Annotated in this window: 23 protein-coding genes, 1 tRNA gene and 1 pseudogene; 11 read left to right on the top strand and 14 right to left on the bottom strand. The window is 69.8% G+C overall.

The window, feature by feature from the left end:
• Positions 1 to 8 precede the first annotated feature (8 nt).
• From ACOOGH_RS01145 to ACOOGH_RS01135, 3 genes are all read left to right on the top strand, one after another.
• Positions 9 to 2,846, top strand: coding sequence for a leishmanolysin-related zinc metalloendopeptidase (locus ACOOGH_RS01145; RefSeq protein ID WP_420447176.1), 2,838 nt, complete (start codon positions 9 to 11; stop codon positions 2,844 to 2,846).
• A 20-nt stretch (positions 2,847 to 2,866) separates the two neighbouring features.
• Complete coding sequence (locus ACOOGH_RS01140) at positions 2,867 to 5,611, top strand: M14 family metallopeptidase (protein ID WP_420447175.1); 2,745 nt, start codon at positions 2,867 to 2,869, stop codon at positions 5,609 to 5,611.
• A gap of 134 nt (positions 5,612 to 5,745) precedes the next feature.
• Positions 5,746 to 6,510 carry an N-acetylmuramoyl-L-alanine amidase family protein gene (locus ACOOGH_RS01135; protein ID WP_420447174.1) on the top strand — a complete coding sequence of 255 codons (765 nt, stop codon included), beginning with the start codon at positions 5,746 to 5,748 and terminating at the stop codon, positions 6,508 to 6,510.
• Between the two features lie 3 nt (positions 6,511 to 6,513).
• Here the strand turns inward: ACOOGH_RS01135 and ACOOGH_RS01130 are convergent, their stop codons facing one another.
• Positions 6,514 to 7,158 carry a porin family protein gene (locus ACOOGH_RS01130; RefSeq protein WP_420447173.1) on the bottom strand — a complete coding sequence of 215 codons (645 nt, stop codon included), beginning with the start codon at positions 7,156 to 7,158 and terminating at the stop codon, positions 6,514 to 6,516.
• A gap of 154 nt (positions 7,159 to 7,312) precedes the next feature.
• Here ACOOGH_RS01130 and ACOOGH_RS01125 point away from each other — a divergent pair, with 154 nt between their 5' ends.
• The 3 genes from ACOOGH_RS01125 to ACOOGH_RS01115 are packed head-to-tail and all read left to right on the top strand — an operon-like array spanning position 7,313 to position 11,942.
• Complete coding sequence (locus ACOOGH_RS01125; RefSeq protein ID WP_420447172.1) at positions 7,313 to 8,011, top strand: hypothetical protein; 699 nt, start codon at positions 7,313 to 7,315, stop codon at positions 8,009 to 8,011.
• A 1-nt stretch (position 8,012) separates the two neighbouring features.
• Positions 8,013 to 10,754, top strand: a complete 2,742-nt coding sequence (locus ACOOGH_RS01120; RefSeq protein WP_420447171.1) for a TonB-dependent receptor — start codon at positions 8,013 to 8,015, stop codon at positions 10,752 to 10,754.
• A gap of 30 nt (positions 10,755 to 10,784) precedes the next feature.
• Entirely contained in the window at positions 10,785 to 11,942 is a 1,158-nt protein-coding gene (locus ACOOGH_RS01115) for an Ig-like domain-containing protein (protein WP_420447170.1), read from the top strand.
• Here the strand turns inward: ACOOGH_RS01115 and ACOOGH_RS01110 are convergent.
• Both ACOOGH_RS01110 and ACOOGH_RS01105 read right to left on the bottom strand, forming a co-directional pair.
• Positions 11,896 to 12,273 (bottom strand): hypothetical protein, encoded by a 378-nt coding sequence (locus tag ACOOGH_RS01110; RefSeq protein WP_420447169.1) that lies wholly within the window; start codon positions 12,271 to 12,273, stop codon positions 11,896 to 11,898. The two genes, ACOOGH_RS01115 and ACOOGH_RS01110, sit on opposite strands and share 47 nt — an antisense overlap.
• Entirely contained in the window at positions 12,270 to 13,301 is a 1,032-nt protein-coding gene (locus ACOOGH_RS01105) for a leishmanolysin-related zinc metalloendopeptidase (protein WP_420447168.1), read from the bottom strand. Before ACOOGH_RS01105 ends, ACOOGH_RS01110 begins: the two co-directional genes overlap by 4 nt.
• On the opposite strand from ACOOGH_RS01105, the gene ACOOGH_RS01100 reads away from it, so the two are divergent.
• Both ACOOGH_RS01100 and ACOOGH_RS01095 read left to right on the top strand, forming a co-directional pair.
• Positions 13,282 to 13,521 (top strand): hypothetical protein, encoded by a 240-nt coding sequence (locus ACOOGH_RS01100; RefSeq protein WP_420447167.1) that lies wholly within the window; start codon positions 13,282 to 13,284, stop codon positions 13,519 to 13,521. The two genes, ACOOGH_RS01105 and ACOOGH_RS01100, sit on opposite strands and share 20 nt — an antisense overlap.
• A 38-nt stretch (positions 13,522 to 13,559) precedes the next feature.
• Positions 13,560 to 14,027, top strand: a pseudogene (locus ACOOGH_RS01095) (Ig-like domain-containing protein); the annotation flags it as partial.
• Here ACOOGH_RS01095 and ACOOGH_RS01090 read toward each other — a convergent pair.
• The 4 genes from ACOOGH_RS01090 to ACOOGH_RS01075 all read right to left on the bottom strand — a co-directional run bounded on the left by ACOOGH_RS01090 (position 13,928) and on the right by ACOOGH_RS01075 (position 16,826).
• Complete coding sequence (locus ACOOGH_RS01090) at positions 13,928 to 14,323, bottom strand: hypothetical protein (RefSeq protein ID WP_420447166.1); 396 nt, start codon at positions 14,321 to 14,323, stop codon at positions 13,928 to 13,930. The pseudogene ACOOGH_RS01095 and the gene ACOOGH_RS01090 overlap by 100 nt on opposite strands.
• A gap of 393 nt (positions 14,324 to 14,716) precedes the next feature.
• Positions 14,717 to 14,789: transfer RNA gene (locus tag ACOOGH_RS01085), tRNA-Lys, on the bottom strand.
• 55 nt (positions 14,790 to 14,844) lie between these two features.
• Complete coding sequence (locus ACOOGH_RS01080; protein ID WP_420447165.1) at positions 14,845 to 15,462, bottom strand: hypothetical protein; 618 nt, start codon at positions 15,460 to 15,462, stop codon at positions 14,845 to 14,847.
• Positions 15,459 to 16,826: a hypothetical protein gene (locus ACOOGH_RS01075; RefSeq protein WP_420447164.1), complete on the bottom strand. Its 1,368-nt coding sequence runs from the start codon at positions 16,824 to 16,826 to the stop codon at positions 15,459 to 15,461. Before ACOOGH_RS01075 ends, ACOOGH_RS01080 begins: the two co-directional genes overlap by 4 nt.
• Positions 16,827 to 16,886: 60 nt before the next feature.
• Between ACOOGH_RS01075 and ACOOGH_RS01070 the strand changes: the two genes are divergently transcribed.
• Together ACOOGH_RS01070 and ACOOGH_RS01065 are read left to right on the top strand one after the other, a co-directional pair.
• Positions 16,887 to 17,102, top strand: coding sequence for an AbrB/MazE/SpoVT family DNA-binding domain-containing protein (locus ACOOGH_RS01070; protein WP_420447163.1), 216 nt, complete (start codon positions 16,887 to 16,889; stop codon positions 17,100 to 17,102).
• Between the two features lie 8 nt (positions 17,103 to 17,110).
• Positions 17,111 to 17,497: a type II toxin-antitoxin system VapC family toxin gene (locus tag ACOOGH_RS01065; protein ID WP_420447162.1), complete on the top strand. Its 387-nt coding sequence runs from the start codon at positions 17,111 to 17,113 to the stop codon at positions 17,495 to 17,497.
• 36 nt (positions 17,498 to 17,533) lie between these two features.
• On the opposite strand, the gene ACOOGH_RS01060 is transcribed toward ACOOGH_RS01065, so the two are convergent.
• Positions 17,534 to 18,241, bottom strand: coding sequence for a class I SAM-dependent methyltransferase (locus tag ACOOGH_RS01060; protein WP_420447161.1), 708 nt, complete (start codon positions 18,239 to 18,241; stop codon positions 17,534 to 17,536).
• Positions 18,242 to 18,461: 220 nt separating this feature from the next.
• Between ACOOGH_RS01060 and ACOOGH_RS01055 the strand changes: the two genes are divergently transcribed.
• Positions 18,462 to 19,592, top strand: a complete 1,131-nt coding sequence (locus ACOOGH_RS01055; RefSeq protein WP_420447160.1) for a glycoside hydrolase family 113 — start codon at positions 18,462 to 18,464, stop codon at positions 19,590 to 19,592.
• Here the strand turns inward: ACOOGH_RS01055 and ACOOGH_RS01050 are convergent.
• The 6 genes from ACOOGH_RS01050 to ffh all read right to left on the bottom strand — a co-directional run bounded on the left by ACOOGH_RS01050 (position 19,576) and on the right by ffh (position 23,956).
• On the bottom strand, positions 19,576 to 20,238 hold the full coding sequence (locus ACOOGH_RS01050; RefSeq protein ID WP_420447159.1) for a ribonuclease HII: 663 nt from the start codon (positions 20,236 to 20,238) through the stop codon (positions 19,576 to 19,578). The genes ACOOGH_RS01055 and ACOOGH_RS01050 overlap by 17 nt on opposite strands.
• Positions 20,211 to 20,582 (bottom strand): 50S ribosomal protein L19, encoded by a 372-nt coding sequence (rplS, locus tag ACOOGH_RS01045; RefSeq protein ID WP_420447158.1) that lies wholly within the window; start codon positions 20,580 to 20,582, stop codon positions 20,211 to 20,213. The genes ACOOGH_RS01050 and rplS overlap by 28 nt, the downstream gene beginning before the upstream one ends.
• Positions 20,583 to 20,742: 160 nt before the next feature.
• Positions 20,743 to 21,423 carry a tRNA (guanosine(37)-N1)-methyltransferase TrmD gene (gene trmD / locus ACOOGH_RS01040; protein ID WP_420447157.1) on the bottom strand — a complete coding sequence of 227 codons (681 nt, stop codon included), beginning with the start codon at positions 21,421 to 21,423 and terminating at the stop codon, positions 20,743 to 20,745.
• 41 nt (positions 21,424 to 21,464) lie between these two features.
• Positions 21,465 to 22,082, bottom strand: a complete 618-nt coding sequence (rimM, locus tag ACOOGH_RS01035; protein ID WP_420447156.1) for a ribosome maturation factor RimM — start codon at positions 22,080 to 22,082, stop codon at positions 21,465 to 21,467.
• The gene (gene rpsP, locus ACOOGH_RS01030) at positions 22,000 to 22,581 is read right to left on the bottom strand and encodes a 30S ribosomal protein S16 (protein WP_420447155.1); all 582 of its coding nucleotides are present in this window, start codon (positions 22,579 to 22,581) and stop codon (positions 22,000 to 22,002) included. The genes rimM and rpsP overlap by 83 nt, the downstream gene beginning before the upstream one ends.
• A gap of 25 nt (positions 22,582 to 22,606) precedes the next feature.
• Complete coding sequence (ffh, locus tag ACOOGH_RS01025; RefSeq protein WP_420447154.1) at positions 22,607 to 23,956, bottom strand: signal recognition particle protein; 1,350 nt, start codon at positions 23,954 to 23,956, stop codon at positions 22,607 to 22,609.
• Positions 23,957 to 23,979: the final 23 nt, after the last annotated feature.

Here is a 23,979-nt window from a genome sequence, read left to right as displayed (position 1 = left end):
ATTCCTGAATGATCGTTCGTACGCGAAACCGGTGGGCGGCAGCCGCTATCGCTCTGGGTATCGCCGCATGTGACGGCGGCAGCACGGAGCCGGGGCCCGAACCCGCCCGCACACCGGTGGCGACCATCGCGTCGTCGTCGCCCGCGGCCTCCGAGGGCACCGACGCCATCGTGCCGATCCGGCTCGATCCCCCACCGGTATCTCCCCTCACCGTCCGATTCACGCTCGCGGCCGACGAAGATCCGGAAACGGCGGATGCGGACGCGGCGGACTACGAAGCCGCGGGATCCGTGTCCGTCCCCGCCGGCGCGAGCGTTGCGGAGGTCCGGATCCCCATCCGCGACGACACGGACATCGAGCCCGCGCGCGAAGTCTTCCTTCTTACTCTCGATTCACCGGCGCCGGATGCGGGATACACCCTCGGAGCGACGACTTCGATTCCGGTCGCAATCCACGAGGGTGTCTGCGACCGGACACCGGAGATCCGGGATGCTCTCGTCGTGCGCACGCGCGCGCCGAATTGTCAGGGCGTAACGATCTCTCATCTCGGGATCACGACCCTGAACCTCGCCGGATACGAGATCCCCTCCCTGCGGCGCGGCGACCTGTCCGGCCTCTACAACCTGAGGAACCTCGACCTCTCCGGCGTGGGCCTGATCGAGTTCCCTGCGGGCGCCTTCCACGACCTCGCGAGCCTCGAGACGCTGCGCCTGCGGAACAACGGTTTCGAGACACTGCCGGCCGGCGCCTTCGAGGGGCTCTCGAGGCTCGCGACGCTGGACCTCGGCGAGAACGAACTCGCCGAGTTGCCGGCCGGCGCTTTTGAAGGGCTGTCGTCGCTGGAGATCCTCGAACTGCGGGGGAACGCGTTCCGCACGCTGACGCCCGGCGTGTTCGCGGGGCTCGATAGCCTGGAGCGGCTCAACCTGGGCGGCAACGATTTCGAGACGCTGCCCGAGGGGGCGTTCAGCGGACTCGCGGCGCTGCAGTGGCTGTATCTGGGGAACGGCCGGATTGGGGAGTTGGACGCGCGCGCTTTCGCGGGCCTCGCGCGGCTCGAGAGCCTGCTGCTCCAGGACGCCGGGCTGGAGTCGCTACCGGAGGGCGTCTTTGCCGAACTTGCGAGCCTGCGGGACCTCCGGCTGGACCGGAACACGTTGGAGTCGTTGCCGGAAGGGGTGTTCTCCGGTCTCAGCCGGCTGGAGGTGCTGCGCCTGTACGGAAACAGGCTCACGGCACTCCCCCCGGAACCGTTCGCGGGGCTCGCGGATCTCCGGATCCTGCGGCTGGAGCGGAACCGGCTCGAGGGGCTCCCCGAGCGCGTGTTCGTCGGACTCGCCAGCCTCGACACGCTGCGCCTGACCGATAACCCGGGGGCGCCGTTTGCGCTCCAGATCGAGGTCGAGCGCACGGACGGAGAGGCCCCCGACGCCGCTGGGCCGGCCCGGATCGCGCTCCGCCTCGCCGGGGGGGCGCCGTTCCGCATGCGGATCCCGCTGTCCGTGCAGGGGGGCGAGCTGTCCGCAGACTCGACCGTGCTCGAGGCCGGCAGCACCGTGAGCATGGAGGTCACCGTGATGGGCGCAGGGGAGGGTGCGGGCGAGGCACAGGTCGTCGCGGGGCCGGCGCCCACGATCCCGGCAGCCGCCACCGGCCTCGAAATCGGGCTCGGCAACCCCCTCGTCCTATTCGGGTCGGGGGGGAACCAGCCGCCCGTGCCGGTGCGCGAAGTGTCGCCACAGCGGATGCAGGCCGGTGCCCACGAGACGGAGATCGACCTGTCGCCCTACTTCCGGGATCCCGAAGAAGCGGCCTTGACGTACACGGCCAAGACCTCCGATTCCGCTGTCGCGGGGGCGACCGTCAGCGGGGACACGGTGACCCTGACGCCCGTGGCCGCGGGGACCGCGATGGCCACTGTGACGGCGGCCGACTCGGCGGGCGGGACGGCGGAGATCTCATTCCCCGTGACGGTGAGAGAGGCCAGCCCCGGTTCGTTCGACATCGACCTGATCCTCCTGGACGAAGTCACCGAGTCACAGAAGGAGGCTCTGCACAAAGCGGTCCGCTTCTGGTCGGCGATCCTTGCGGACACGGAACTGCCCGACGTGCCCCGCGGCCAGAACGCGGAAACCGGGTGCTGGGACATCCTGAGCGAGCAGCGCATCGGAACGGTGGACGACATCGTCGTCGTGGCCTCGATCCGGGAGATCGACGGCGAAGGGCAGACGCTGGCGCGGGCGGGTCCGTGCGGTATCCGCGACGGCTCGGCCCTGCCTTTCCTCGGAGCGGTCGAGTTCGACGCGGCCGACCTGCGAGCGTTGCAGGAGGACGGCGACCTGAAAGACCTGGAGGAGGTCGTCCTGCACGAGATCGGCCACGTGTTCGGGATCGGGACGGTGTGGCTCGATCAAGGCCTGCTCCGCAACCCCTCGGTCCACAACCCCGGAGCGGACGCCCACTTCACGGGGCCGCTGGCCAGGCAGGCGTTCGACGAGAAGGGCGGTGCGAATTACGACGACGGCGAGAAGGTGCCCGTCGAGAACCAGTCGGGTCCCGGGGCAGCCGATTCGCACTGGCGGGAATCCGTGCTCGGGCACGAACTGATGACTCCCTACCAGACCATCGGGGAGCGCGACCCCCTGAGCCTGATCACGGTGCAGTCGCTGGCGGATCTCGGCTACACGGTCAAGGTGGGCCTGGCCGAATGGTATCAGTTGCCGCAGCCCGATGCGGCCGCGCGCGCAACGCCCGCTCGCGCCATCCCGTATGGCGACGACATCTTCCGGGGGCCGATCACCGTCGTCGATTCCGATGGCCGCGTGGTCCGTGTCATCCCGAACTGACGGATTGCCGAGGTGAACGCATGCGAGCCCTGACTTCACACCGGCGCGGCCGGGTCCTGCCCACGTCTGCGCTGCCGGCCGTGATGCTGGGCACCTTGCTGCTCGCGGGGTGCGCGGTTGACGGCGGTGGCGGCGACGTGCCGACCCCCGAGGAGATCATCGGGTTCGCGCCCGGCGAGGACTACAAGCTCACGAACTACGACGGGATCAAGGCCTACTTCAAGGCGCTTACGGCTTCCACCGACCGCATGGTGCTGGAGCAGATCGGCGAGAGCACGCGCGGCGAGCCGCTCTACCTGGCCGCGATCTCCTCACCGGCGAACCTCCAGCGTCTGGAACGGATTCGCGAGATCACGCGCACGCTGGCTTACGCTCGCGACCCGGACGAAGGCTACGGTTCGGTCCTCGATGAGGAGGAGGCACGGGCGCTGGCGCGCGAGGGCGTGGCGGTCGTGTGGATCGACGGCGGGCTGCACGCCACCGAGGTCGCGCACGGGCAGCTGATGCCGGAGATGGCGCACCACTTCGTGACGGACGAGTCGGCCGAGACGCGGCGGATCCGCGAGAACGCCGTCGTCCTTCTGATGCCGAACATGAACCCGGACGGCCTCAATATCGTCGCCGACTGGTACATGTCGAACGTGGGCGGCGAGTTCGAGATGGCGCGCGTCCCGGAGCTCTATCACCACTATATCGGGCACGACAATAACCGCGACTGGTACATGCTGACGCAGGTCGAAACACAGGCCGTGACGCGGCAACTCTATCACAACTGGTTTCCGCAGATCGTCTATAATCAGCATCAGTCGAGCCCCTTCCCCGGGCGCATCTGGATGCCGCCCTTCGAGAACCCCGTGAGCCCGCACCTCGACCCGCTCGTGGTGAGTTCCCTCAATCAGATGGGGCATTCGATGCGGCGCCGCTTCGACGAGGAGGGGAAGCCGGGCGTGAACAGCGGCATCGTGTTCGACCTGTGGTGGAACGGGTCGATGAGAGGCGGGCCCGACTATCACAACATGCTCGGCTTCCTGACGGAGACGGCGGGCGCGGGTTACGCGACGCCCCGCTGCTACGACGAGGACGAGATCCCGGACACGTTCGGCGCGCGTGCCGGGAACCTGCCCGCGAAGACGCCCTCGACGAACTACAACAACCCGTGGCTCGGCGGCTGCTGGCACCTGCGCGACGCCATGGACTACATGATGACCGCCGCCAAGGCCGTGGCGGACATGGGCGCGAAGCTCAAGGAGGAGTACCTCTTCAACCACTACCGGATGGGCCGGCGCCAGATCGAGCGCGGAAACGCGGCCGAGGGCGGTCCGTTCGCCTACGTGCTGGATCCGGCGGCCTCGCACGACCCCGGGACCGTCGTCGAGTTCATGAACCTGATGTCGCAATCCGGGATCGAATTTCTGCGCGCCTCGGAGCCGTTTTCGATTGAGGGTTCGGCGGGAGAGGTCGCCTTCCCCGCGGGGTCGTACGTGATTCCGCCCCAGGCCTTCCGGCCCTACGTCGTCGACCTGATGGAACCGAAGCAGTACCCGGACCGGCGCCAGTACCCCGGCGGGCCGCCCGAGCCGCCGTACGACATGACGGGCTACGAACTCCGCTTCCAGATGGGCCTCGAGGCCGTGAACGTGGACGAGCCGTTCGACATGCCGCGCGGCGAGTGGGGCGAGGCCTCGGCCGACATCGGCGAAGTGCGCGGCGAGGGGGCGGCGGGGTTCGCGGCGCACGGCAACGCCAACTCGATCTACCGCGGGTTGTCCGCTTCGGGCGGCGGGCGCGGCGAAGCGGAGGACGCGGACGAAGCTCCGGAGCGCTTCCGCACCGTGCAGATGCTCCCAACGCCGAACGGCGAGGTGCCGGCAGGGGCGTACTGGCTCCCCGGACTGTCCGCCGACGCCGCCCGCGCGCTCGCCGCCGACCACGGCCTGACGCTCACCGGGGTGTCCGCCTCGCCCTCCTCCGACGCCGTTGCCGAGGCCCACGCGCCGCGCGTGGCGATCTATCGCTCGTGGCAGGCCCCGATGCCCGAGGGCTGGACCCGCTGGGTGCTGGACCAGTACGGCTTCGAGTGGGAGAACGTGTGGGACGCGGACGTGAGAGAAGGGGACCTGTCGCGCTTCGATGTCGTCCTTCTTCCCTCGCAGGGCGCGGGCGGGATCGCGCAGGGACACGCACCCGGGTCCATGCCGGAACAGTACACCGGCGGGCTCGGCGAGGAGGGCGCCGCCGCGCTCAGGGGCTTCGTCGAGGGCGGCGGGTGGCTGGTGGCCTTCGACCAGGCCGTGGACTACGCCATCGAGACCTTCGCCCTCCCCTTCCGCAACCGGACTCGCGGGCTGTCCTCGCAGGAGTTCTTCATCCCCGGTTCCGTCATCCGGCTCGATGTCGACCCCTCGCACCCACTCGGCTACGGGATGGACGAGGAGGCGATGGCCCTCTTCGCGCGCAGCCAGGTGCTCGAGCGCACCGGCGGCGCGGCGAGCGGCGGGGTCGCGGGCGGCGGCCGAGTCTCGACGCCCGTGTGTTACGCGGACGACGACTTCCTCGTCAGCGGCTGGACGCTGGGCGGCGAGGAGGTGCTCGCCGGCTATCCGGCCGTCGCGCAGGTCGAAGTCGGAGCGGGGCACGTCGTGCTCTTCGCCTTCCGGCCCCACTTCCGCGGCCAGCCGCGCAACACGTTCAAGCTCCTGTTCAACGCGCTCGCGGCCTCCGCCACCGATGGGCTCCCGGCGAGTCCCGGCCTGCGCTGCCGCTGAACGGGAACCCCGGCCGGGCGGCGCGTATTGCCCGTGAGAGTTGCCGCGGGTAGCGTCAACGGTCTTGGCTGGGGGTCGGATGTCGAGGCCCGCCGGGATCGCCTTGGGAGGAGATCGCGCACTTGAGGCCAGATTTGAGGCTAACGCTGCTCACGGTCGCCGTGGCCCTCGTCGCCGGACACGAGGCGCCCCGACCCGCAGTCGCCCAGGAATCGTCCACCGCCCGACGCGGGTCGGAGGGCGAGGCGAGCGCGCTTGGGCACGCCACGGTGCCCGGGCCCGCCGCACCCATCCGCATCGGACTGCAGGCCGGGCATTGGCGGGCCGATGAAGCCCCTCACGAACTCCGCCGTATCCGCTACAACGGTACGCGGTGGCGGGAGACCGCCGAGTGGGAGGCGAACCTCGCCATCGCCCGGCTCGCGGGCGCCGAACTCGAGGCGCTCGGTTACGAGGTCGACATCCTCCCCGCCGTCGTCCCCCCGGGCTATCGCGCGCACCTCTTCATCGCGATCCATGCCGACGGGAGCGACAGCCCCCAGGCTTCAGGATACCGCGTGGCCTCTCCGCGCCGGGACGCCACGGGACGCGCGCCGGAGATCGCGCAGATCCTGCGGGAGAAGTACGGAGAAGCGACGGGTCTCCGGGGCCTGCCGATCGCAACGCGCCGCATGCGGAACTACTACGCCTTCAACTACCGCCGCTACCGGCACGCACTCCATCCGAGCACGGTGGGCGTGATCATCGAGACGGGGTTCATGACGAGCGCGCGAGACCGGGGCGTGATCCTGGAGGCGCCGGAGAAGTCCGCGCGCGGGATCGTCGAAGCCGTCAAGGCGTGGCCCGCCACGCCGCCTCCCGCATGGCAGGCCACGGGCCGGCCCGGCGGACCGGACTAGCGGTCAGCCTCCGACCCGTACTCCAACACCGGCCATGGCGGACAGGTTACGCGCCTGCGCGCCATCGGACGCGGGGTCCCAGTGAAGGTTCCTCACCCCGTAGTGGTAGCGGGCTTCGAGCGTCACGAACCAGGCGTCGGCGGTCGTCACCTCAAGGGCCGCGCCGACGATCAGGCCCACGTCCGCGACCCCGCGCAGCTGGAACCGCCCCTCGCAGCTGTTGCTCTCCTCGAACTGCGCCACGCCGCCTTCCAGACGGCACGCCACTTCGTGCCCCCAGTACGCGCCGCCCACGAGGATCGGACGCACGCGCCCGGCGTTCGGTGTCGGGCGAAACCTTAGCAAGATAGGGAAATCCAGATAGGACATCCTCGTGCTCGAGCCATCCTGGTGGAGGCCCGAGGTCGAGAACCCCCGTTCGATATAGAGCGCCTCCAACTGAACCGTGGCGCGCTCCGACAGCGGCAACGTCACGAAGCCGCCGCCCACCTTTCGGAGGAGCGCTTCCGACGTGAACTGGTCCCTGAAAGCCGCGTCAGCATAGGTCGCGCCGCCCTTGATTCCGAACGCGGTCTGCGCCGCCCCGGATCCATGACCTAGCAGAGGCGTAACGACCGCAAACGCCGCAAGCCATTTGATGGCTTTCACATCCCCCTCCTCGTCTCGCTACCCGCCCGACTCGGTGCGCCCCCCGGCGCAGCGCACCGCGACAAGCTGCGTCGTCCGGTGCCATTCCGCCATCATCCGTGCCGCCATCGTCATCCTTCCATCGCCCGCCGATGGACTACAGATTCACGCCGCCATGGACAGCAAACGCCGGTACGGAGAAGAAGAGATCCGAGAGGTTTTCGCGCGCGCCGCCGAGGAAGACCGGGCGAGCCCGCCCGCGCGCGTGGAGGGAGGCCTCACGCTCAAGGAACTCCAGGCTGTGGGTCTGGAGGTCGGCCTCTCCGCCGAGCGGATCGCGGTGGCGGCCGCGGACCTTGAGGCGCTCCCGCGCACGCTTCCGCGGCGGAAGTTGCTGGGCATTCCGATTTCCGCGGGCCGGGTCGTTGATCTCCCGCGGGAGTTGACGGATCGCGAGTGGCGATTTCTGGTCGCCGAACTGCGGGCCACGTTCGACGCGAAGGGCGAGGTCAGGGCCGAGGGCGGGATCCGCGAATGGAGCAACGGGAACCTCCACGCGGTTCTCGAACAGTCGGAGTCCGGCCACCGGCTCCGCCTGGGAACGCGCAAGGGCGACGCGCTCGAAACGACCGTCCTGGGGGTCATGTTTGCCGTCATGTCGGTGATCGTCGCCTTCCTCATGGTCGCGGACGGCAGGACGGGCGCCGCGCTGATGGTCCCCGCGCTGATGGGCCTCGGCGGCGGAGGCGTGCTGGTCGCCAACGCCCTCCGGCTGCCCCGGTGGGCGGGCGAACGGGAGGGGCAGATGGACCACGTCGCGGCCTGGACCAGGAATCTGCTCTCCGCCGCCCCGACGGGCGTGAAGGAGGCGTAGGATGCGGAGAATCTTCTTCATTGCGGTCCTGGCGCTGCCGATGGCGCCGGCGGGAGTCCTCGCACAGGAAGGTGGACTGGACGTCATCGTGCTCAACGCCGAGACGGGCGCGGGTCTGCCGGGGGCACAGATCTCGCTTCCGGGGCTCGGCTACGGCGGGATCACGGATTTCGAGGGACACTTCCACCTCCCGGGCCTCCCGCCCGGCCCCGTCAGGGTAGAGGTTCGCCTGCTGGGCTATGGCATCGAATTCCGCGAGGCGACCGTCGTGGACGACTCCGTCGTCGTGCTCGAGGTCCCCCTGACCCAGACCGTCATCTCCGTCGCCGGCCTCGTCGCCACCGGCAGCCGCTCGAGACCCCGTACCGTGACCGAGTCGATGGTCCCGATCGACGCGATCGCCCCCTCGGAACTGATGGATCAGGGGGACACGGACATCGGCGACCTCCTGCGAACCACAGTCCCCTCCTACAACATCAACCCGCAGGCCACGGGGGACGCGGCCAAGATCATCCGACCCGCGAACCTGCGCGGGCTCGCCCCGGACCACACGCTCGTGCTCGTGAACGGAAAGCGGCGCCATCGGGCGGCCGCCATCCTCTGGATCGGCAACGGCGTGGCCGACGGCGCGCAGGGGCCGGATCTCTCCAGCATTCCGGCCATCGCGCTGCGCCAGGTCGAGGTCCTGCGCGACGGCGCCTCGGCCCAGTACGGCTCCGACGCGATCGCCGGCGTGATGAACTTCCACCTCAGGGATGCGCGTTCGGGCGGCGCGCTCGAGATGCGGGCCGGCGGCTTCGGCGACGGCGGCGGGGAGGGCTACACGATTTCCGGCAATACCGGACTTCCGCTCGGGGCCACGGGGTTCGCGAACCTGAGCGCCGAGTACGGCCGGTCGAACTCGACCAGCCGCAGCGTGCAGCGGTCGGACGCCGCCCTCCTCGTTTCGCGGGGGAACACGCATGTGCGGGATCCCGCGCAGATCTGGGGCGCGCCGGAGATCGAGGACGACCTCAAGCTGTGGGGCAATTTCGGCTATTTCCTCGGCAGCTCCACGAAGGCCTACGCGCACGCGAACTACGCGAGCCAGCACGTGACCGGGGGCTTCTTCTTCCGCAACCCGAACACGCGGAGCGGCGTGTTCAGCCTGGACGGCGGGGAGACGCTCCTCATCGGCGACCTGCTCGACGCCGAGGATGGCGTGCTCGACGGCTCCGCCGGCTGCCCCGTGGTCAGGGTCACGGACGGGCTCCCGGACCAGGCCGCCCTGAATCACGTCCTCTCGGATCCCAACTGCTTCACCTTCCAGGAGCGGTTCCCCGGCGGCTTCACGCCCCAATTCGGGGCGGATGTGACGGATGCCTCCCTCGTTGCGGGGGTCGAGGGACAGGCCGGACGCCTCCACTGGGACGTGAGCGCCAACTGGGGCCGGAACGAGGTGGACTTCTTCATCTTCAACACGGTGAACGCCTCGCTCGGCTCGGCCACGCCCGTGGAGTTCGATCCGGGGCTCTACCGTCAGGTGGACGTCGACCTGCACGTGGACGCGGCCTACACGGTGAGCGACCTGCTCGACGTGGCCGGCGGCATCGAGTGGCGCGACGAGTACTTCACGATCGGGCTCGGCGACGAGGCCTCGTGGAGGCTCGGGCCCCTCGCGCCGCAGGGATTCAGCGCAGGCTCCAACGGATTCCCGGGCTTCAGTCCGATCGCGGCCGGCGACTGGCACCGCACGAATACCGCCGTGTACGCCGATGCCGAACTCCACGACTACCGGAACGACCGCTGGACGCTCGGCGGGGCTCTGCGCTTCGAGAACTTCGAGGACTTCGGATCCACGCTGAATGGCAAGCTCGCGGGACGCTACGGGCTCACCGACGACCTCGCGCTGCGCAGCAGCCTGAGCACCGGCTTCCGGGCGCCCACGCCCGGCCAGCAGAACGCCTTCAACGTGTCGACCATCTTCGACCGCGAACTCGGGGACCTCGTCAACAGCGGCACCATCCCCTCCACCTCGGCGGTCGCGGCGCTGCGCGGCGGGGTCCCGCTCGACGCCGAGAGATCCCGCAACTTCGCGGCCGGGACGGTGCTGGACCTCGGCGCCTTCCTTCTCACGGCGGACTACTTCCGCGTGGCACTCTCCGACCGCCTCGCGCTGACGCAGCGCTTCACCCTCACGGCCGACGAACAGACGCGGCTCGTCGAGGAGGGCATCGTGAGCGCGCGCAACCTGCAGGAATTCCGCTTCTTCACGAACGACTTCAGCACGCGCACACAGGGCATCGACGTCGTCGCGACCTGGGCGCCGCCCTCCGCGGGGGGCGGGACTTCGATCAGCTTCGCCTTCAACCACACGAACACGAAGGTCACAAAGTTCGACCCGGAGAAGGTGGACGAGACCCGCATCCGGCAGCTCGAGGAGGCGCTCCCCGCCACGCGCTGGATCCTTACGGGCAAGCGCGCGTTCGGCCCTCTGGGGCTGCTCGCGCGCCTCAGTTCCTACGACGGCTGGTTCGATGCGCGGGACGACCTCGCATATCCCGGTGCGTACCTCGTGGACCTCGAGGCGACCTGGTCGATCGGCGAGGCGATGACGCTCGCCGTCGGCGGCCAGAACGCGCTCAACACCTACCCGCAGGAGAACCCGGGGGCGACGTTCTCCGGCAACCGCTACGGCCCGGGCTCCCCCTTCGGCTCCAACGGCGGCTTCTACTACGCCCGCCTCGGCTACCGCTGGAACTAGTCTGACGCGCGCGGCGAGATATCCGATTTAGTGACCCGATTCCGTGACGTGCGGGGACGGCTGGCCCTGGCCGCGCTCGTTCTGGCCGCGGCGTGCGGGGAGGGAGCCACGGAGCCGGTGCCGGGGCCTCCTCCTCCCCCGCCCAACCGGGCGCCGGCCGCCGTGGGGTCGGTTCCCGCCGCGGCGCTCGTGGTGGGGGACTCCGCCACGCTCGACGTGCTGCCCTTCTTCCGCGACCCGGACGGGGACGCGCTGCGCTACGCGGCGTCCTCATCGAACGCGGAGATGGCTTCGGTCTCGATCGCCGGGAGCGAGGTGACGGTCGCGGGGGTGTCGCGGGGTACGGCCACGGTGACGGTGACGGCCGTGGATCCCGACGGGCAGGCCGCGCAGCAGATCTTTGCGGTCACGGTCACGAACCAGGCCCCGGTCGCGCGGGCGGCGCTCCCCGCCCTGCAACTGGCGCCGGGCGATTCGGCATCTCTGAACCTCGCCTCCCATTTCCGGGATCCCGATGGCCACGACCTGACTTTCGAGGCCGGGACCTCGGACGCCGAAGTGGTCGCGGCCGCGGTGGCGGGAGATATTCTGACGGTCGCGGCAGTGGCCCGGGGGACAGCCGTCGTGACGGTGACGGCGCGCGACCCGAACGGCCTCTCCGCCCGCCAGACGCTCGTCGTGACGGTGCCCAACCGGGCGCCCGCGCCGGTCGATTCGATCCCCGCCCTCGAATTGAGAGCCGGCAACTCGATGGGCGTGGACGTGACCCGCTACTTCACGGACCCCGACGGCGACACGCTGACCTATTCGCCCGCCACTTCGAACGCGGGTGTGGCCATGGTCTCGCAGGGCAGGGTGTACCTCACAGTCGCCGCCGTACGCAAAGGCACGGCGACGATCACCCTGACGGCCACTGACACGTACGGACTCGCGGCCCAGCAGGTGTTCACCGTGACTGTGCCCAACCGGCCGCCGGTGGCCACGGACCCGATTCCCGACGTGTTGCTGACGACGATGAATGCCGCGGTCATCGACCTGTCGCTGCACTTCACGGACTTCGACGGGGACAGACTCGCCTACACGGCGGAGGCGGAGGATCCGACCATCGCATCGGTGGTCGCGCATGGCAGCCGGCTGGAAATCAGTCCGCTGCGGAGAGCCCGCCGGGGTCGCGCGCCGTCACCGTGAGTGCGATGGAACCCGGCGCCACCCCGATGAGGGTCACGCGGTCCCCCGCTACTGTCGCCTCCGCCACCCCGGCCTGCGTGGTCTCCGCCGTGTAGGCGAGCGAGTCTCCATCCGGGTCCCGGAAGAAATTCGACACGGCGAAAGCGAGCGTGTCGCCGACGACGAGCGTTGCCGAAGGCAGGGTGCTGCTCGCCTCGGGCGGATGGTTCGGCGGTGGCGGTGGCGGAGGCGGCGGGATCGGCGCCGGCCCCATGGTCCCGTCGGCGCATCCGGCGAGCCAGCCGGCGGCCACGACGACGCCCGCCGCGCGGATCCTTGCCCGGGTCCTCATCGATCGCTGCCGATCACGCGCACCGTGCGGCCCTCGGAATCCACCACGTGGATGGGTTCCCGCAGGATGTCGTCGCCGAGGAAAATGACGTGGTCGGGGTCAGGCGCCGCGCGGGCGCCGGCGAGCGGCAGCCGGTACGGCTCGGCGAGGTCGAGGTTGACGGCATAGCCGAGGTCGGTGAGCGACCGGATCGTGATCGCGCTCATCGGTTCGCGGATGCCGCTCTTCTGGAACGCGACCATGAGTTCGTTCCCAAACACCGAGGCTCGCCAGTGGCTGTTATCCGATCCCCTAAGGCCCGTGCTGTTCTCCACGGGCACCTTCCCGCCCCCGGTGTATGCCGTGCCCCCCGCCTCGTCGAACGCCTCGATGGCGGCCCTGCCCGCGAAGTGCGTGTCGCGCGAGACGCCCGCCGTCGAGGGGTTCCGCAGCTGGCCGTGACGCTCCCACAGGGTCCCCAGCCCCAGCACGTGCGCCATCTCGTGCAGGACGAGTTCGAACAGATCGCCGGTCCGCTCCATCCGGTCGAAGTCGGCGACGTCGAACCGCATCCTCCCGAGGATGGGCAGCAGCGAGGAAGTGCGGATCAGGCAGGGCCCGGCGCTCCCGAGCGTACCACCCGGCCCGTCGATCTCGACCACGCTCACAAGGATGAGGAGATCATCGATCGTCTGTGCCTCCGACAACTGAGGCGTGTCGCTGCACGTGCGCTGTCCTGCGGAGAACCGGACGTCCGCAAGTTCCGTCTCGGCGAGCGTCGACTCCCACCAGGCCGCCGCAGCCTGGAAGGTCGCCTCATGTGTCGGGGGCACAGCGCTCAGGAACTGCAGTTCGATGTCGAACAGGCCGCCGACCGGCCTAAGCACTGTGACCGAGAACGAGGACTGGACGCGGGCGTTCTCAGGATCCGCGCCGGTCACCGTGACGGAGGTTTCGCCCGGCTCCGCCGCTCTCAGCGGCGCCGTCACGGTGCGGCCACGCAACCGTGCGCCGACGGTGGCGGACACGATGCCGGCCCGGGTCCTCACCAGGGGCGCCTACCTCACCGTCGACCTCTCTGTCTACTTCCGGGACCCCGACGGAGACACTCTCGCCTACGCCGCCGAGAGCAGCGATACGGCGGTGGTCACGGCCTCCGCGGCCGACGCCACGCTGACGCTGGCCGCCGTGGGGGCGCAGGCACGGCGACGGTCACGGTGGCGGCGCGGGACGGTGAGGGCCTCGAGGCCGCCCAGGAGTTCGAGGTGACGGCGCAACTGCCCAACCGCGTGCCGGAAGCGGTCGAGATGCTCGCGCCGCAGCGCCTCCCCGCCGGCGAAGCGGAGACGCTGGACGTGTCGCCGTACTTCCGGGATCCCGACGGGGACTCGCTCACATTCACCGCGGCGACGACGAACTCGGACATCGCCCGGGTCTCGGCGTCCGGGGCCGTCGTCACGATCACCGGCGTCTCGACCGGAGCGGTGACGCTCACTGTCACGGCGCGCGACCCCGGCGGCCTCTCGGCCGCGCAGAGCACCTCCGTCGTCGTCGGCCCGCCCAACAACTCGCCCCAAACCGTCGACGAGATCCCCACCCAAAGCCTCCTCGCGGGGGAGACCGTGCGCCTGGATGTGTCGGCGTACTTCCGGGATCCCGACGGGGACTCGCTCGCCTATGCGGCGGCGAGCACGGACTCCGGCATCGTCACCGCTTCGGTCCCGAACCGCCTACTCGCGCTGACGGGCGTGGCTACGGGGACGGCGAACGTCACGGTCACCGCGAGCGACTCCCGAGGACGGGAAGCGACACAGGACTTCACCGTAACGGTCACGGCCGCCCGGCCCGACGGGTTCCGCGACGACTTCAACGCGTTCGACCCCACCGCTTGGGAGACCGAGTACGCGACCGCCACCGTGACGGACGGCATCCTTAGCGTGAGGAATACCACGAGCGGACGCCGCGGTACGGTGACCCGCGACCTCGAATCGCCGATCACGTCGTGGGAAGTGCGCGCCAGCATGGGCCGCGCCACGACCGAGAACACGGACCCATCCCTCGTCTTCTTCACCGGACACGCACGCTTTCCGGTCTACGCCTTCAACCTGGGGTCAGGGGTGTCGATCAACGACGAGGACACCAACTACCGCTTCTACGTGTTTGACGCCCAGGGGCAGTTCGGGCCCGGGTGGTACGTCGTACGGGACACCTACGGCAGGTCGGAGGCGGTCAGGGACGGCGCGGGCGAACTCACCGAGGTCGCGGTCAGCCTCAGGGGCCAGCGGCTGCGGGTGGAGGCGGCGACGGAGGAACTGTTCGAATTCCAGTTCAGGGCGGACCTGCCCACCGACCTGATCTCGGTCGGAGTGTGGGGCGTGCCGCGACAGGGCGCGACGGGCCGCACCGCGCTCTTCGACTGGATCGAGGTGACCGGTCTCCGGAGTGAGGCCGCCGCGGGAGAGAGGGGCCGGGGTGGGGATCGAACCCACGACCTGCGGATTAAAAGTCCGTTGCTCTACCAACTGAGCTACCCGGCCGAGACTCGGGGCGAGTACGACGTGAGACCCGCCCGGCGCGACCCAAGCTAACACGTCAACCGGGCGGACGCGGCGGCGGGCGCAGCAGTGGGCGCGGCAGTCCCCGCAGGATCCTGACCCGCGAACTGTCGGCCGCCAACTCCGGCGGAAGCGGGACGGGACCGCGGCGCAAGATCGACCGCACCTGCCCCGTGGCGCGGTCGATCACCATCATCGCCCGGGCGCCCGCCTCCCGGTCCACCGTCGTGACTCCCTCCGGCGCGCTGAACTCGAGCCGGTCCAGCGCCTCCGTCCACGCCGCATCGAACGGAATCGAGTACGAGAACCCCTTGCTCCCGTCCGAGATCTCGCCCGGCGTGAAGCTGATCGAGAACAGCGTCTCCCCCTCGCCGTCCAGACCCCGCACCCGGTAGTCGCCGGGCGCCCCCGGACCGCGGACACTCCCCTCATACGCGAAAGCGGGTTCGAGCACGACTTCGCCATCGGCTCGTACGCCCCCCCAAAGCATGAGCACCGTCGATTCCGGAGAGGGTTCCCCGGACGCCTCCGGTGGCCTCTCCTGGGCCAGGATCGCGCACGCGTGGGGCACCGCCGCCACTACGGCCGCCCCGGTGGCCGCCAGGAGTCCGGCCCGAGCCGCGAGCCGCCGCGTGCACATTCCAGGTCTGTTCATGGTGGACTCGTACCCCCGATCCCCGCGTAGTGCTCCCCGTAGTGTTCCAGCATGAAGCGCCGCAGCGCGCGGGCCGCCCGGGCCGCGTAGTCGCGCTGGTTCCCGTCCGTATCCCGCACCCCACGGTAGTGGTGTTCGATCTGAATGCCGCTCACCATCTCGCCGGCCAGCAGCGAGCCGTGCTCGCGCGTGTTGTATCCCCCGCGAAAATAAGGTGCGTCGCCGGGTGAAGGGTCCGCCGGACTCGGCACCGACGGCACCTCCTCCGCCTCCAGGAGCCCTCCGAGGGATGTCGCGCCGCGGAGAAGCTGCGAGAACGGGAGGGAGGATGTCTCCCCGAGCGTCCGGATGCTCGTGCGCGCGATGACCTCCGCCCGGTCGAGCGCCGCGTCCGGCAGGTCGAGATCGTCCCGGCCGATCAGATAGCCCAACTCCAGCCGGTCGATGGCGTGGCCGTGGCCGTGGATGTCCAGGTACAGCCCCGTCCCGAAGTCTTCGGCCACCGTCGTCCGCGCCGTCTCGATCCACCCCTGGAACTCGCGCCACGCCTGCTCCGCGTACGGGTTCCCCTCGGCCGCCTCCACGATCTCACGGTTCGGATCGAGCTTCGCGCGCACGAGGTGGGAGATGATGACATGGGGCGTCCGTCCCGTGAGTTCGAACAGCGCGTCGCGCATGGCGAGCGTCAGTTCGCGCGTGTTCGTGTCTGTCACATGGGTCCCGCCCTCGCGGTCGGGGATCTCGGCCGGGAGAATGGCGCCACCGTGAGCGGCGGACAGGATAATCCCCATGTCCCCGGGGATGTACTCCACGTAACCGTTCCGACCGAGGTACCTCCGCCCCGGCTCGTAGCGGGAGACTTCCTCCGGCACGAAGACCTCGAGCCGCGCCTCGCCGCGCACCCCATCCACCGCGGCGACGACCCGCGTGACCCCCGGCGCGCCCCCCCTCGCGACCGCCATCGCCGAGGATCCCGAAGTGAGGGTCGCGACCGCCGGATCTTCGACGGACCACTCGAAGCGCGCGGACGCACCCGACACCGTCGCTCCGCTCTCCGTGCGGGCGACGGCCGAGAAGCTCGCTTCCCCGCCCTCTCCCACGATCAGCGTGGCGCCCGGCATGATCTCGACCGACGCAACGCGCGCCGCTCCGGGATCCGGCTCGCCGACTCCGGCCCCGCCGCACGTCAGGAACACGAACGGCAAAGCAATCGGGAGCGACGCAACGGAGCGCCCCCGCCCTCGCCTTCCGAGGCCGTAGCCTCGTCTCACCAGTTCGCCTGTGATGATCCCCAGTTGACGGTCCTCCCTCAGTATGCTGTCCGAAGGCGCCTCCTCCGGCAACGCCTTGCTCGTGGAACGCATACATAGATATGATTATCTGCATAAGTATTTCATACTTTACACAGAGGGGTAAGTTCAGGCATGCGTATCTCCGAGCGGGGGCAGATCACCATCCCGAAGAAGCTGAGAGAGCGCTTCGGCATGAATCACAACGTCGAGGTGGAACTCGTCCCGACGGAGGGGGGCCTGCTCATTCGCAAGAAGACCGCCGCGGAACATCCCGTGGACCGCGTCTACGGCATCCTTGGGAGGGGCGGGAACACGGACGACTACCTCGAGGCAATTCGCGGCCGGTGATTACCGCGGTGGATACCAGCGTCCTCCTGGACATCTTTCTGCAGGACGAGCGGCACGGGGCGACCTCGAGGAATTGGCTGGTGGCAGCGTATGACGCCGGGGCGATCATCGTCTCGACCGTCGTATACGCCGAGTTGGCGCCCGCCTTCCTGGATCGGGAAACGCTCGACCGGGCGCTCCGGGAGGTCAATGTCGTCGTATCCCCGATCGACCCGACGATGGCGCACGATGCCGGTCACCGATGGGGACGCTATCGCGAGGCGGGAGGCACCCGGGACCGCATCATCACGGATTTCCTGATCGGCGCCCACGCAGTCGCAGCCGCCGACCGCTTCCTCACCCGCGACCGCGGCTTCTTCTCGAGCTACTTCCCGGAGCTGGACCCGGGGAGCTGAGACGTTCCCGCGGGAACGTCGCGGCCGGTTACGGCGCTACCGCGCGCGGCGGGAGATCCAGGCGCCGTAGAGGAGCGCCCGATAGTAGCGCCACGCGTCCTCGAATCCCTCGCCCGCGAGCAGTTCGAGAAGGCGCGCCTCGGAAGCCCAGTGGATGCCCTCCTCGATCTTCGCCCGGAACGCCGCCCGCTCCGTCTCTCCCATCCCCTGGATCTCCCAGTAGCGGCTCCATGCCGCGAAGAGTTCATCGAAGCGGGGGCCCTCGCGGTCTCCGTGCAGTTCGAACAGCAGGAAGGGCGCGCCGGGCGCGAGACAGCGGGCGATGTCGCGCAGGAGCGACTGCTTGGCGCCGTCATCGGGGAGAAAGTGCATGACGTTGAAGCAGGTGGCGGCGTCGAAATCCCCTTCCTCGAGGTCGGAGACGTGCCCGTGGACGAGCCGGACGCCGTCGGCCACGCCCGCCTCCCGCATCCGGTGCTCGGCGATGTCGATCATCTGGCGCGACGGATCGACGCCACTGAGCCGCCACCCTGGCTCCGCCGTCTTGAAGGTGACCATCTCGATGCCGGTCCCGGCCCCGACGACCAGCACGCGCGGCCGCGGCCCCAAGCGTCCCCTCAGGAGGGCGAGCGCCTGCCGGAACGAACTCCTGTAGCCGGGGATTACGGTGCGGGCGATGTACTCGTAGTCGCCGCCGTAGGCTCCGTCGAAGTCGAAGGGTTCCGCATGCGTGGGCGCATTCATGGGCACAAGAAACCCCGGACCCGGGCTTCGTTCAAGTGGGACGCTGGCGGCGACACCACGGGCGCGTGAACCCGACACGAGGTCGCGGCTCGTACGGGGGACGATGGCGGCTCGCACGGGAAGAGTCGCGAACGTGTTGAGATTCGAGGTGCCGAAAGGCACGATGGTATAGATGAGTATGAGAACACTGAGAATGAGAACTCCGGTTTTGAGGTTGGCGGTGACGGCCCGCAGGCTGACCCTCGCGCTGTCCGCCTGCGGGCTGACCCTGGCGCTGTCCCTCGCGGGCTGTGGGTCGGGCGGGGCGGAGCGGGATGCGATCCTGTCCGGCCGCCTGGCCGTCGCTGCGGCGAATATCGAGCCCGAGCAGAAGATCCGCGGCCTCTCCTTTTCCGCCCCGCGACGGGAGTTGGCGCCGGACGCGCTCGTGCCCGCTGCCCTGGCGGGGGCGAACTGGGTCGCCGTCGTCCCTTACGCCTTCGTGGATCCCGCCCAGCCCCGCGTCGCCTTCGACCGCGAGCGCCAGTTCTGGGGCGAACGGAGTAACGGCGTAGCGAAGACGATCGAATACGCCCGCGCGAGTGGGCTCTCCGTGCTCCTGAAGCCCCACCTCTGGGTGCGCGGACAGGGCTGGCCGGGGGAGTACGAGCCCGAGACGGAGGAGGATTGGGAGACGTTCCTCTCCGGATACCGGGAGTACATCCTCCGCTTCGCGCAGGTCGCCGACTCGATGGATGTGGAGATGATGAGCGTGGGGACGGAGGTCGATCTCGTGGCGCTCGCGCGGCCCGACTACTGGCGGGCGCTCATCGAGGAGGTGCGCGCGATCTACGGGGGCCGGCTCACCTACGCGGCGAACTGGGACAAGTACGCCTTCATCGAGTTCTGGGATGCCCTCGACCTCGTGGGCGTCGACGCCTACTTCCCACTCGCCCGGGACGCCACGCCGGACATGGAGACGCTGGTCGAGGCGTGGCAGCCGTGGAGCGAGGAGTTGCGCGAAGTCGCCATCGCCACCGGCAAGCCGATTCTGTTCGCCGAGTACGGCTACCGCAGCGTGGACGGGGCCGCCGGGCGCCAGTGGGAACTGCCGGAGGGACGGCGGGCGCGCGGCGTGCCGGCGAACTACGAGGCGCAGTCCGCCGCCTACGAGGCGCTCTTCCGCGTGTGGTGGAATCGTCCCTGGTTCGCGGGCGGGTTCGCCTGGAAGTGGTACGCGGGATCCCCGGCCGGAGACTGGATCGCGACCGACTACTCGCCGCAGGGCAAGCCGGCCGAGACGGTCATCGCGAGCTGGTACGGCGGGGACGCGAGCGCAGGCCTGCCGCCCGCCCTCAGGCTTCCGGACTGAACTCCGGATCGAACTCGAACTCCCTCTGCAGGACGCCCTGGAAGGTGACCCGGTGGTGCGGCGTCGGGCCGTGCCGCCGGATCGCCTCCATGTGCTCGCGGGTCCGGTATCCCTTGTTGGACGCCCAGCCGTAGAGCGGGTATCGTGCGCCGAGGCGCCGCATCAGGCGGTCGCGCGTGACCTTCGCGAGGATCGAGGCGCAGGCGATGGAATGCGAGGCCCGGTCTCCACCGACGATCGAGCGGTGCTCGCCGAGTTCCGGCACCGGGTTGCCGTCCACGAGCACGAGATCCGCCTCGAGGGGCAAGCGATCGAGCGCACGGCGCATGGCCACGATGGTCGCCGCGCGGACGTTGAGGCGTTCGATCTCACGGGTCGAGGCGGCCGCGACGCGCCAGGCAAGGCTCTCCGCGCGGATGCGTCGGGCGAGTTCCTCACGGCGGGCCGGGGGGACCTGCTTGCTGTCCGTACAGCCCTCGAACTGCTGGCCGGGGTGGAGCGCGACGGCCCCCACCATGACGGGACCCGCCACCGGACCCATGCCGGCCTCGTCGATCCCGACGACCACGCGCAGGCCGGAAGCCCAGCCCTCTTCTTCGTAGTCGAGCGGAGCCTGCGTCAGCCGTCCTGCTTCTTGTCGAGCCACCACTTCCGCTCGCGCACCCGGGCCCGCTTGCCGCGGCGCTGGCGCAGGTAGTAGAGCTTGGCCCGCCGGACATCACCGCGCCGAACCACCTCGAGCCCCGCGATCCACGGGGAGTGGAGGGGGAAGATCCGCTCGACGCCGACGCCGCCCGAGATCCGCCGCAGAGTGAAGGTCGCGTTGATCCCCGCCCCGCGGCGACTGATGCAGACGCCCTCGAACGGCTGCACGCGCTCCTTCTGGCCTTCCTTCACGCGCACGCGGACGCGCACCGTGTCCCCCGGCGCGAAAGCCGGAAGGTCCGTGCGCTTATACCCCTCCTCGATGCCGGCGATTCTGGGATCCATCGTTCGTCTATCCTTGTTTCTCTACGTCTCTGTATCGTCTCGAGCTGCGTCCCAAACTCTGTCACGGGAGGGTTGCGGCGATGTGACGATGGGTACGGCCGCAGCCTTTTAGTATACCATTGTCGACGGGCGCGCGCCAAAATCCGCTCCGCTGGCGAACTCAGTCGGCGGCGTCGAGATCCAGGAGGTCGGGACGGCGGAGGCGCGTGGCCGCATCGGCCTGCGCGGCGCGCCAGCGGTCGATGCGGGAGTGATCCCCCGACCGGAGCACGTCCGGCACCGATCGGCCGCCGTGCTCGGCGGGCCGGGTGTAGGCGGGAGCGGAGAGGCGCCCCTCGTAGAACGAGTCGGAGGCGGCCGAATCGTGATCGCCGAGCGCCCCCGGCAGGAGACGCACCACGGCGTCGATGACGACGAGCGCGGCCGGCTCGCCCCCGCTGAGGACGTAGTCACCGATCGAGATCTCCTCGTCGACCCGGGCGTCCACGACCCGTTCGTCGATCCCCTTGTAGCGTCCGCAGAGGAGCGTGAGGTCGGACTCGAGCGCGAAGCGCACCGCCGCCTCGTGGTCGAACGGCCGCCCGCGCGGGGAGAGCGAGACCACGCGCCCCGGGCGGTCCAGCGCCGTTAGCGCCGCGTCGAAAGGCTCGGGCTTCATCACCATCCCGCCCCCGCCGCCGAAGGGCTCGTCATCCGTCGTCCGGTGGCGGTCCGCCGTGTAGTCGCGCAGGTCGATGAGCCGGTAGTCGACGAGCCCCGCCTCGCGCGCGCGGCCCGGGATCGAGAGGCCCAGCGGACCCTCGAGGTAGCCGGGAAAGATCGTGAGGACGTTGATGCGCATCGGCGTCTCGTCGCGCGCGGCCGGCCGGGAGCTCAAGGCGCTCAGATATCGAGCAGGCCGGCGGGGAGCGTCATGTGGACCTCCCCCGCTTCGAAATCCAGCTCCACCACCAGATCGGCCTGGAAGGGGATGAGCCGCTCGCGGCCGCCGACTTCCAGCGCGAGGAGCGGCGCGCCCGGCTGATCGTAGACGTCCCTGATCACGCCGATGGCCGCGCCCGCCTCGCACACCGACATGCCGATCAGATCATGCAGGAGATAGCCCCCTTGGGGCAGGTCGGGCAGTTCGTCGCGGGGGACGCCCAGGCGCGCGCCGCGGAGCCCCTCGGCCGCCGTGCGGTCCGCCACTTCGCGGACCTCGACGAGCCAGCGCCCGCTGTGCGGCCTCGCCGTCTCGAGCGTGAGCGCCCGGGCGTCCGAGTCGACGAGCTGGAGCCGCCGACCCGCCTCGAAGAGCGCCTCGGCATGGTCGGTCTCGGCTTGCAGGAGCAGCCCGCCGCGGATCCCGTGAGGCCGGACGATGCGGGCCACGATCACGGGCGCGTCGGACATCACCGCAACGGGGCTGCCGGTGAGGCTAGTCGTCCGCGTCGCCAGCGTCGTCCGCCGCGTCGCCAGCGTCGTCCGCGGCGTCGCCGGCGTCGCCCGCCTCAGTGGCATCTTCGGTCGCCTCGGCGGCGGATTCGTCTGCCGGAGCGGCTGCCTCGGCCTTGGCTTCGACCGGTGCGGCTTCCTCCGCGGCAGGCGGCTCCGGCTCCGGCTCCGGCGCGGCCTCAGGTTCCGGCTCGGGCTCGGGCTCGGGCGGGGCTTCGGCGCTCGGCTTCGGGCGCTGCGAGGTGCCGCGCTGTCCGGGCGGCGGGCCGATCTCGATGATCGCCGTTTCGAGCGAGGCCGGATCCACGCCGTCGTGGAACTGCTGCCACACGCCCGTCTTCCGGAGCAGCGAGCGCACCGTGTCGCTCGGCTGCGCGCCCTCGTTGAGCCAATGCAGCGTGCGCTGGGCGTTGATCCGCACGAGCGACGGCTGCGTACGCGGGTTGTAGAGCCCGAGGCGCTCGATCGAGGCGCCCGCCGTCCCTTCCCGCGAATCCGTCACGATGATGCGGAAAGAGGCCGCCTTCTTCGCCCCACGCCGCTTGAGTCTGATTGTCGTCGCCATTCAGTTCTCCGATTCCGTCCCGATTTCAGCCCATCAGGCGGCCGAGGTCGCCGGGACCTCCGGCCATCATCCGGGGCATGAGCTTGCCCATCTTCTTCATCATCTTCCGCATCTCGCGGAACTGCTTCAGCAGGCGGTTCACCTCGTGCACCGGCCGTCCCGATCCCTTGGCGATCCGCGCCCGGCGCGACCCGTTCAGGATCTCCGGCCGCTTCCGCTCCTCCGGCGTCATCGAGAGGATGATCGCCTCCAGGTGCCTCACCCGTCGAGGGTCGACGTTCGCCTGCTCCAGCATGCTCGCGTCGACACCCGGCATCATCTTCAGCAACCCCTTCAGGGGTCCCATCTTCTGGATCTGCTGGATCGAGGTCAGGAAGTCCGCGAGATCGAAGTCTCCCTTCCCCCCCAGCATCTTCTTCTGCAAGCGCTCGGTCTCGCCGAGGTCGACCGTCTGCTGCGCGCGCTCCACGAGGCCGACGATGTCCCCCATCTGGAGGATCCGTCCGGCCATGCGCTCCGGATCGAAGACCGTGAGGTCCTCGGGCCGCTCGCCCGTCCCGACGAAGCGGATCGGCACGCCGAGCACGCTGTAGATCGAGAGCGCCGCGCCCCCGCGGGCATCGCCGTCCATCTTCGTGAGGACGACCCCCGTGAGTCCCACCGCACCGTGGAAGCCCTCGGCGATCCGCACCGCCTCCTGCCCGGTCATGCCGTCGGCGACGAGCAGGACCTGCTGCGGCTCCACGGCCGCCTTCACGCGACGGAGTTCGTCCAGCAACTCCTCGTCCGCTTGCAGCCGGCCCGCCATGTCCAGCAGCAGGTGCGTGACCCCGCTCTTCCTCGCCTCGTCCAGCGCGCCGCGCGCGAGTTCCGCCATGTCCTCGCCGCTCGGCCGCGCCAGGAGCGGGACGTCCACCCGCTTCGCCAGCGCCTCCAACTGCTCCGGCGCCGCCGGACGGTAAGGATCGCACGCCACGAGCCCCGGCCGCCGGCCTTCCGTCGCCAGGCGCCGCCCCAGCTTCGCCGCCGTGGTCGTCTTCCCCGACCCCTGCAGGCCGACGAGCATGATCACCGTCGGCGGGACCGCCGCCTCCGACGCCTCCGGCGCCGCCTCGCCCAGCAGGGCGACCAGTTCGTCGTGAACGATCTTCACGATCTGGTCGCCCGGCCGGACCGACTTCAGCACGTCCTCGCCGAGGGCGCGTTCCTTCACCTTGGCGAGGAAGTTGCGCGCGACCCGGAAGTTGACGTCCGCCTCGAGCAGGGCGCGCCGCACCTCGCGCAGCCCCTCGTCCAGCATTTTTTCCGTGATGACGCCGCGCTGGCGCAACTTCTTCAGCGCACCGTCGAGCCGGTCACCGAGACGTTCGAACATCCACCACTCTCAAGACGATCCAA

The sequence above is a fragment of the Candidatus Palauibacter sp. genome, assembly GCF_965213655.1.
Classification (GTDB): Bacteria; Gemmatimonadota; Gemmatimonadetes; order Palauibacterales; family Palauibacteraceae; genus Palauibacter.
This window is presented reverse-complemented; position numbering and strand designations above follow the sequence as displayed.

Bases quoted from the DNA above. Each gene is read 5' to 3' on its own strand.
- ACOOGH_RS01145 (WP_420447176.1), top strand. From the start codon at position 9: ATGATCGTTCGTACGCGAAACCGGTGGGCGGCAGCCGCTATCGCTCTG.
- ACOOGH_RS01140 (WP_420447175.1), top strand. From the start codon at position 2,867: ATGCGAGCCCTGACTTCACACCGGCGCGGCCGGGTCCTGCCCACGTCT.
- ACOOGH_RS01125 (WP_420447172.1), top strand. From the start codon at position 7,313: ATGGACAGCAAACGCCGGTACGGAGAAGAAGAGATCCGAGAGGTTTTC.
- ACOOGH_RS01120 (WP_420447171.1), top strand. From the start codon at position 8,013: ATGCGGAGAATCTTCTTCATTGCGGTCCTGGCGCTGCCGATGGCGCCG.
- ACOOGH_RS01110 (WP_420447169.1), bottom strand. From the start codon at position 12,273: ATGAGGACCCGGGCAAGGATCCGCGCGGCGGGCGTCGTCGTGGCCGCC.
- ACOOGH_RS01100 (WP_420447167.1), top strand. From the start codon at position 13,282: ATGCCGGCCCGGGTCCTCACCAGGGGCGCCTACCTCACCGTCGACCTC.
- ACOOGH_RS01080 (WP_420447165.1), bottom strand. From the start codon at position 15,462: ATGAACAGACCTGGAATGTGCACGCGGCGGCTCGCGGCTCGGGCCGGA.
- ACOOGH_RS01075 (WP_420447164.1), bottom strand. From the start codon at position 16,826: ATGCGTTCCACGAGCAAGGCGTTGCCGGAGGAGGCGCCTTCGGACAGC.
- ACOOGH_RS01070 (WP_420447163.1), top strand. From the start codon at position 16,887: ATGCGTATCTCCGAGCGGGGGCAGATCACCATCCCGAAGAAGCTGAGA.
- ACOOGH_RS01060 (WP_420447161.1), bottom strand. From the start codon at position 18,241: ATGAATGCGCCCACGCATGCGGAACCCTTCGACTTCGACGGAGCCTAC.
- rplS (WP_420447158.1), bottom strand. From the start codon at position 20,582: ATGGATCCCAGAATCGCCGGCATCGAGGAGGGGTATAAGCGCACGGAC.
- trmD (WP_420447157.1), bottom strand. From the start codon at position 21,423: ATGCGCATCAACGTCCTCACGATCTTTCCCGGCTACCTCGAGGGTCCG.
- rimM (WP_420447156.1), bottom strand. From the start codon at position 22,082: ATGCCACTGAGGCGGGCGACGCCGGCGACGCCGCGGACGACGCTGGCG.
- rpsP (WP_420447155.1), bottom strand. From the start codon at position 22,581: ATGGCGACGACAATCAGACTCAAGCGGCGTGGGGCGAAGAAGGCGGCC.
- ffh (WP_420447154.1), bottom strand. From the start codon at position 23,956: ATGTTCGAACGTCTCGGTGACCGGCTCGACGGTGCGCTGAAGAAGTTG.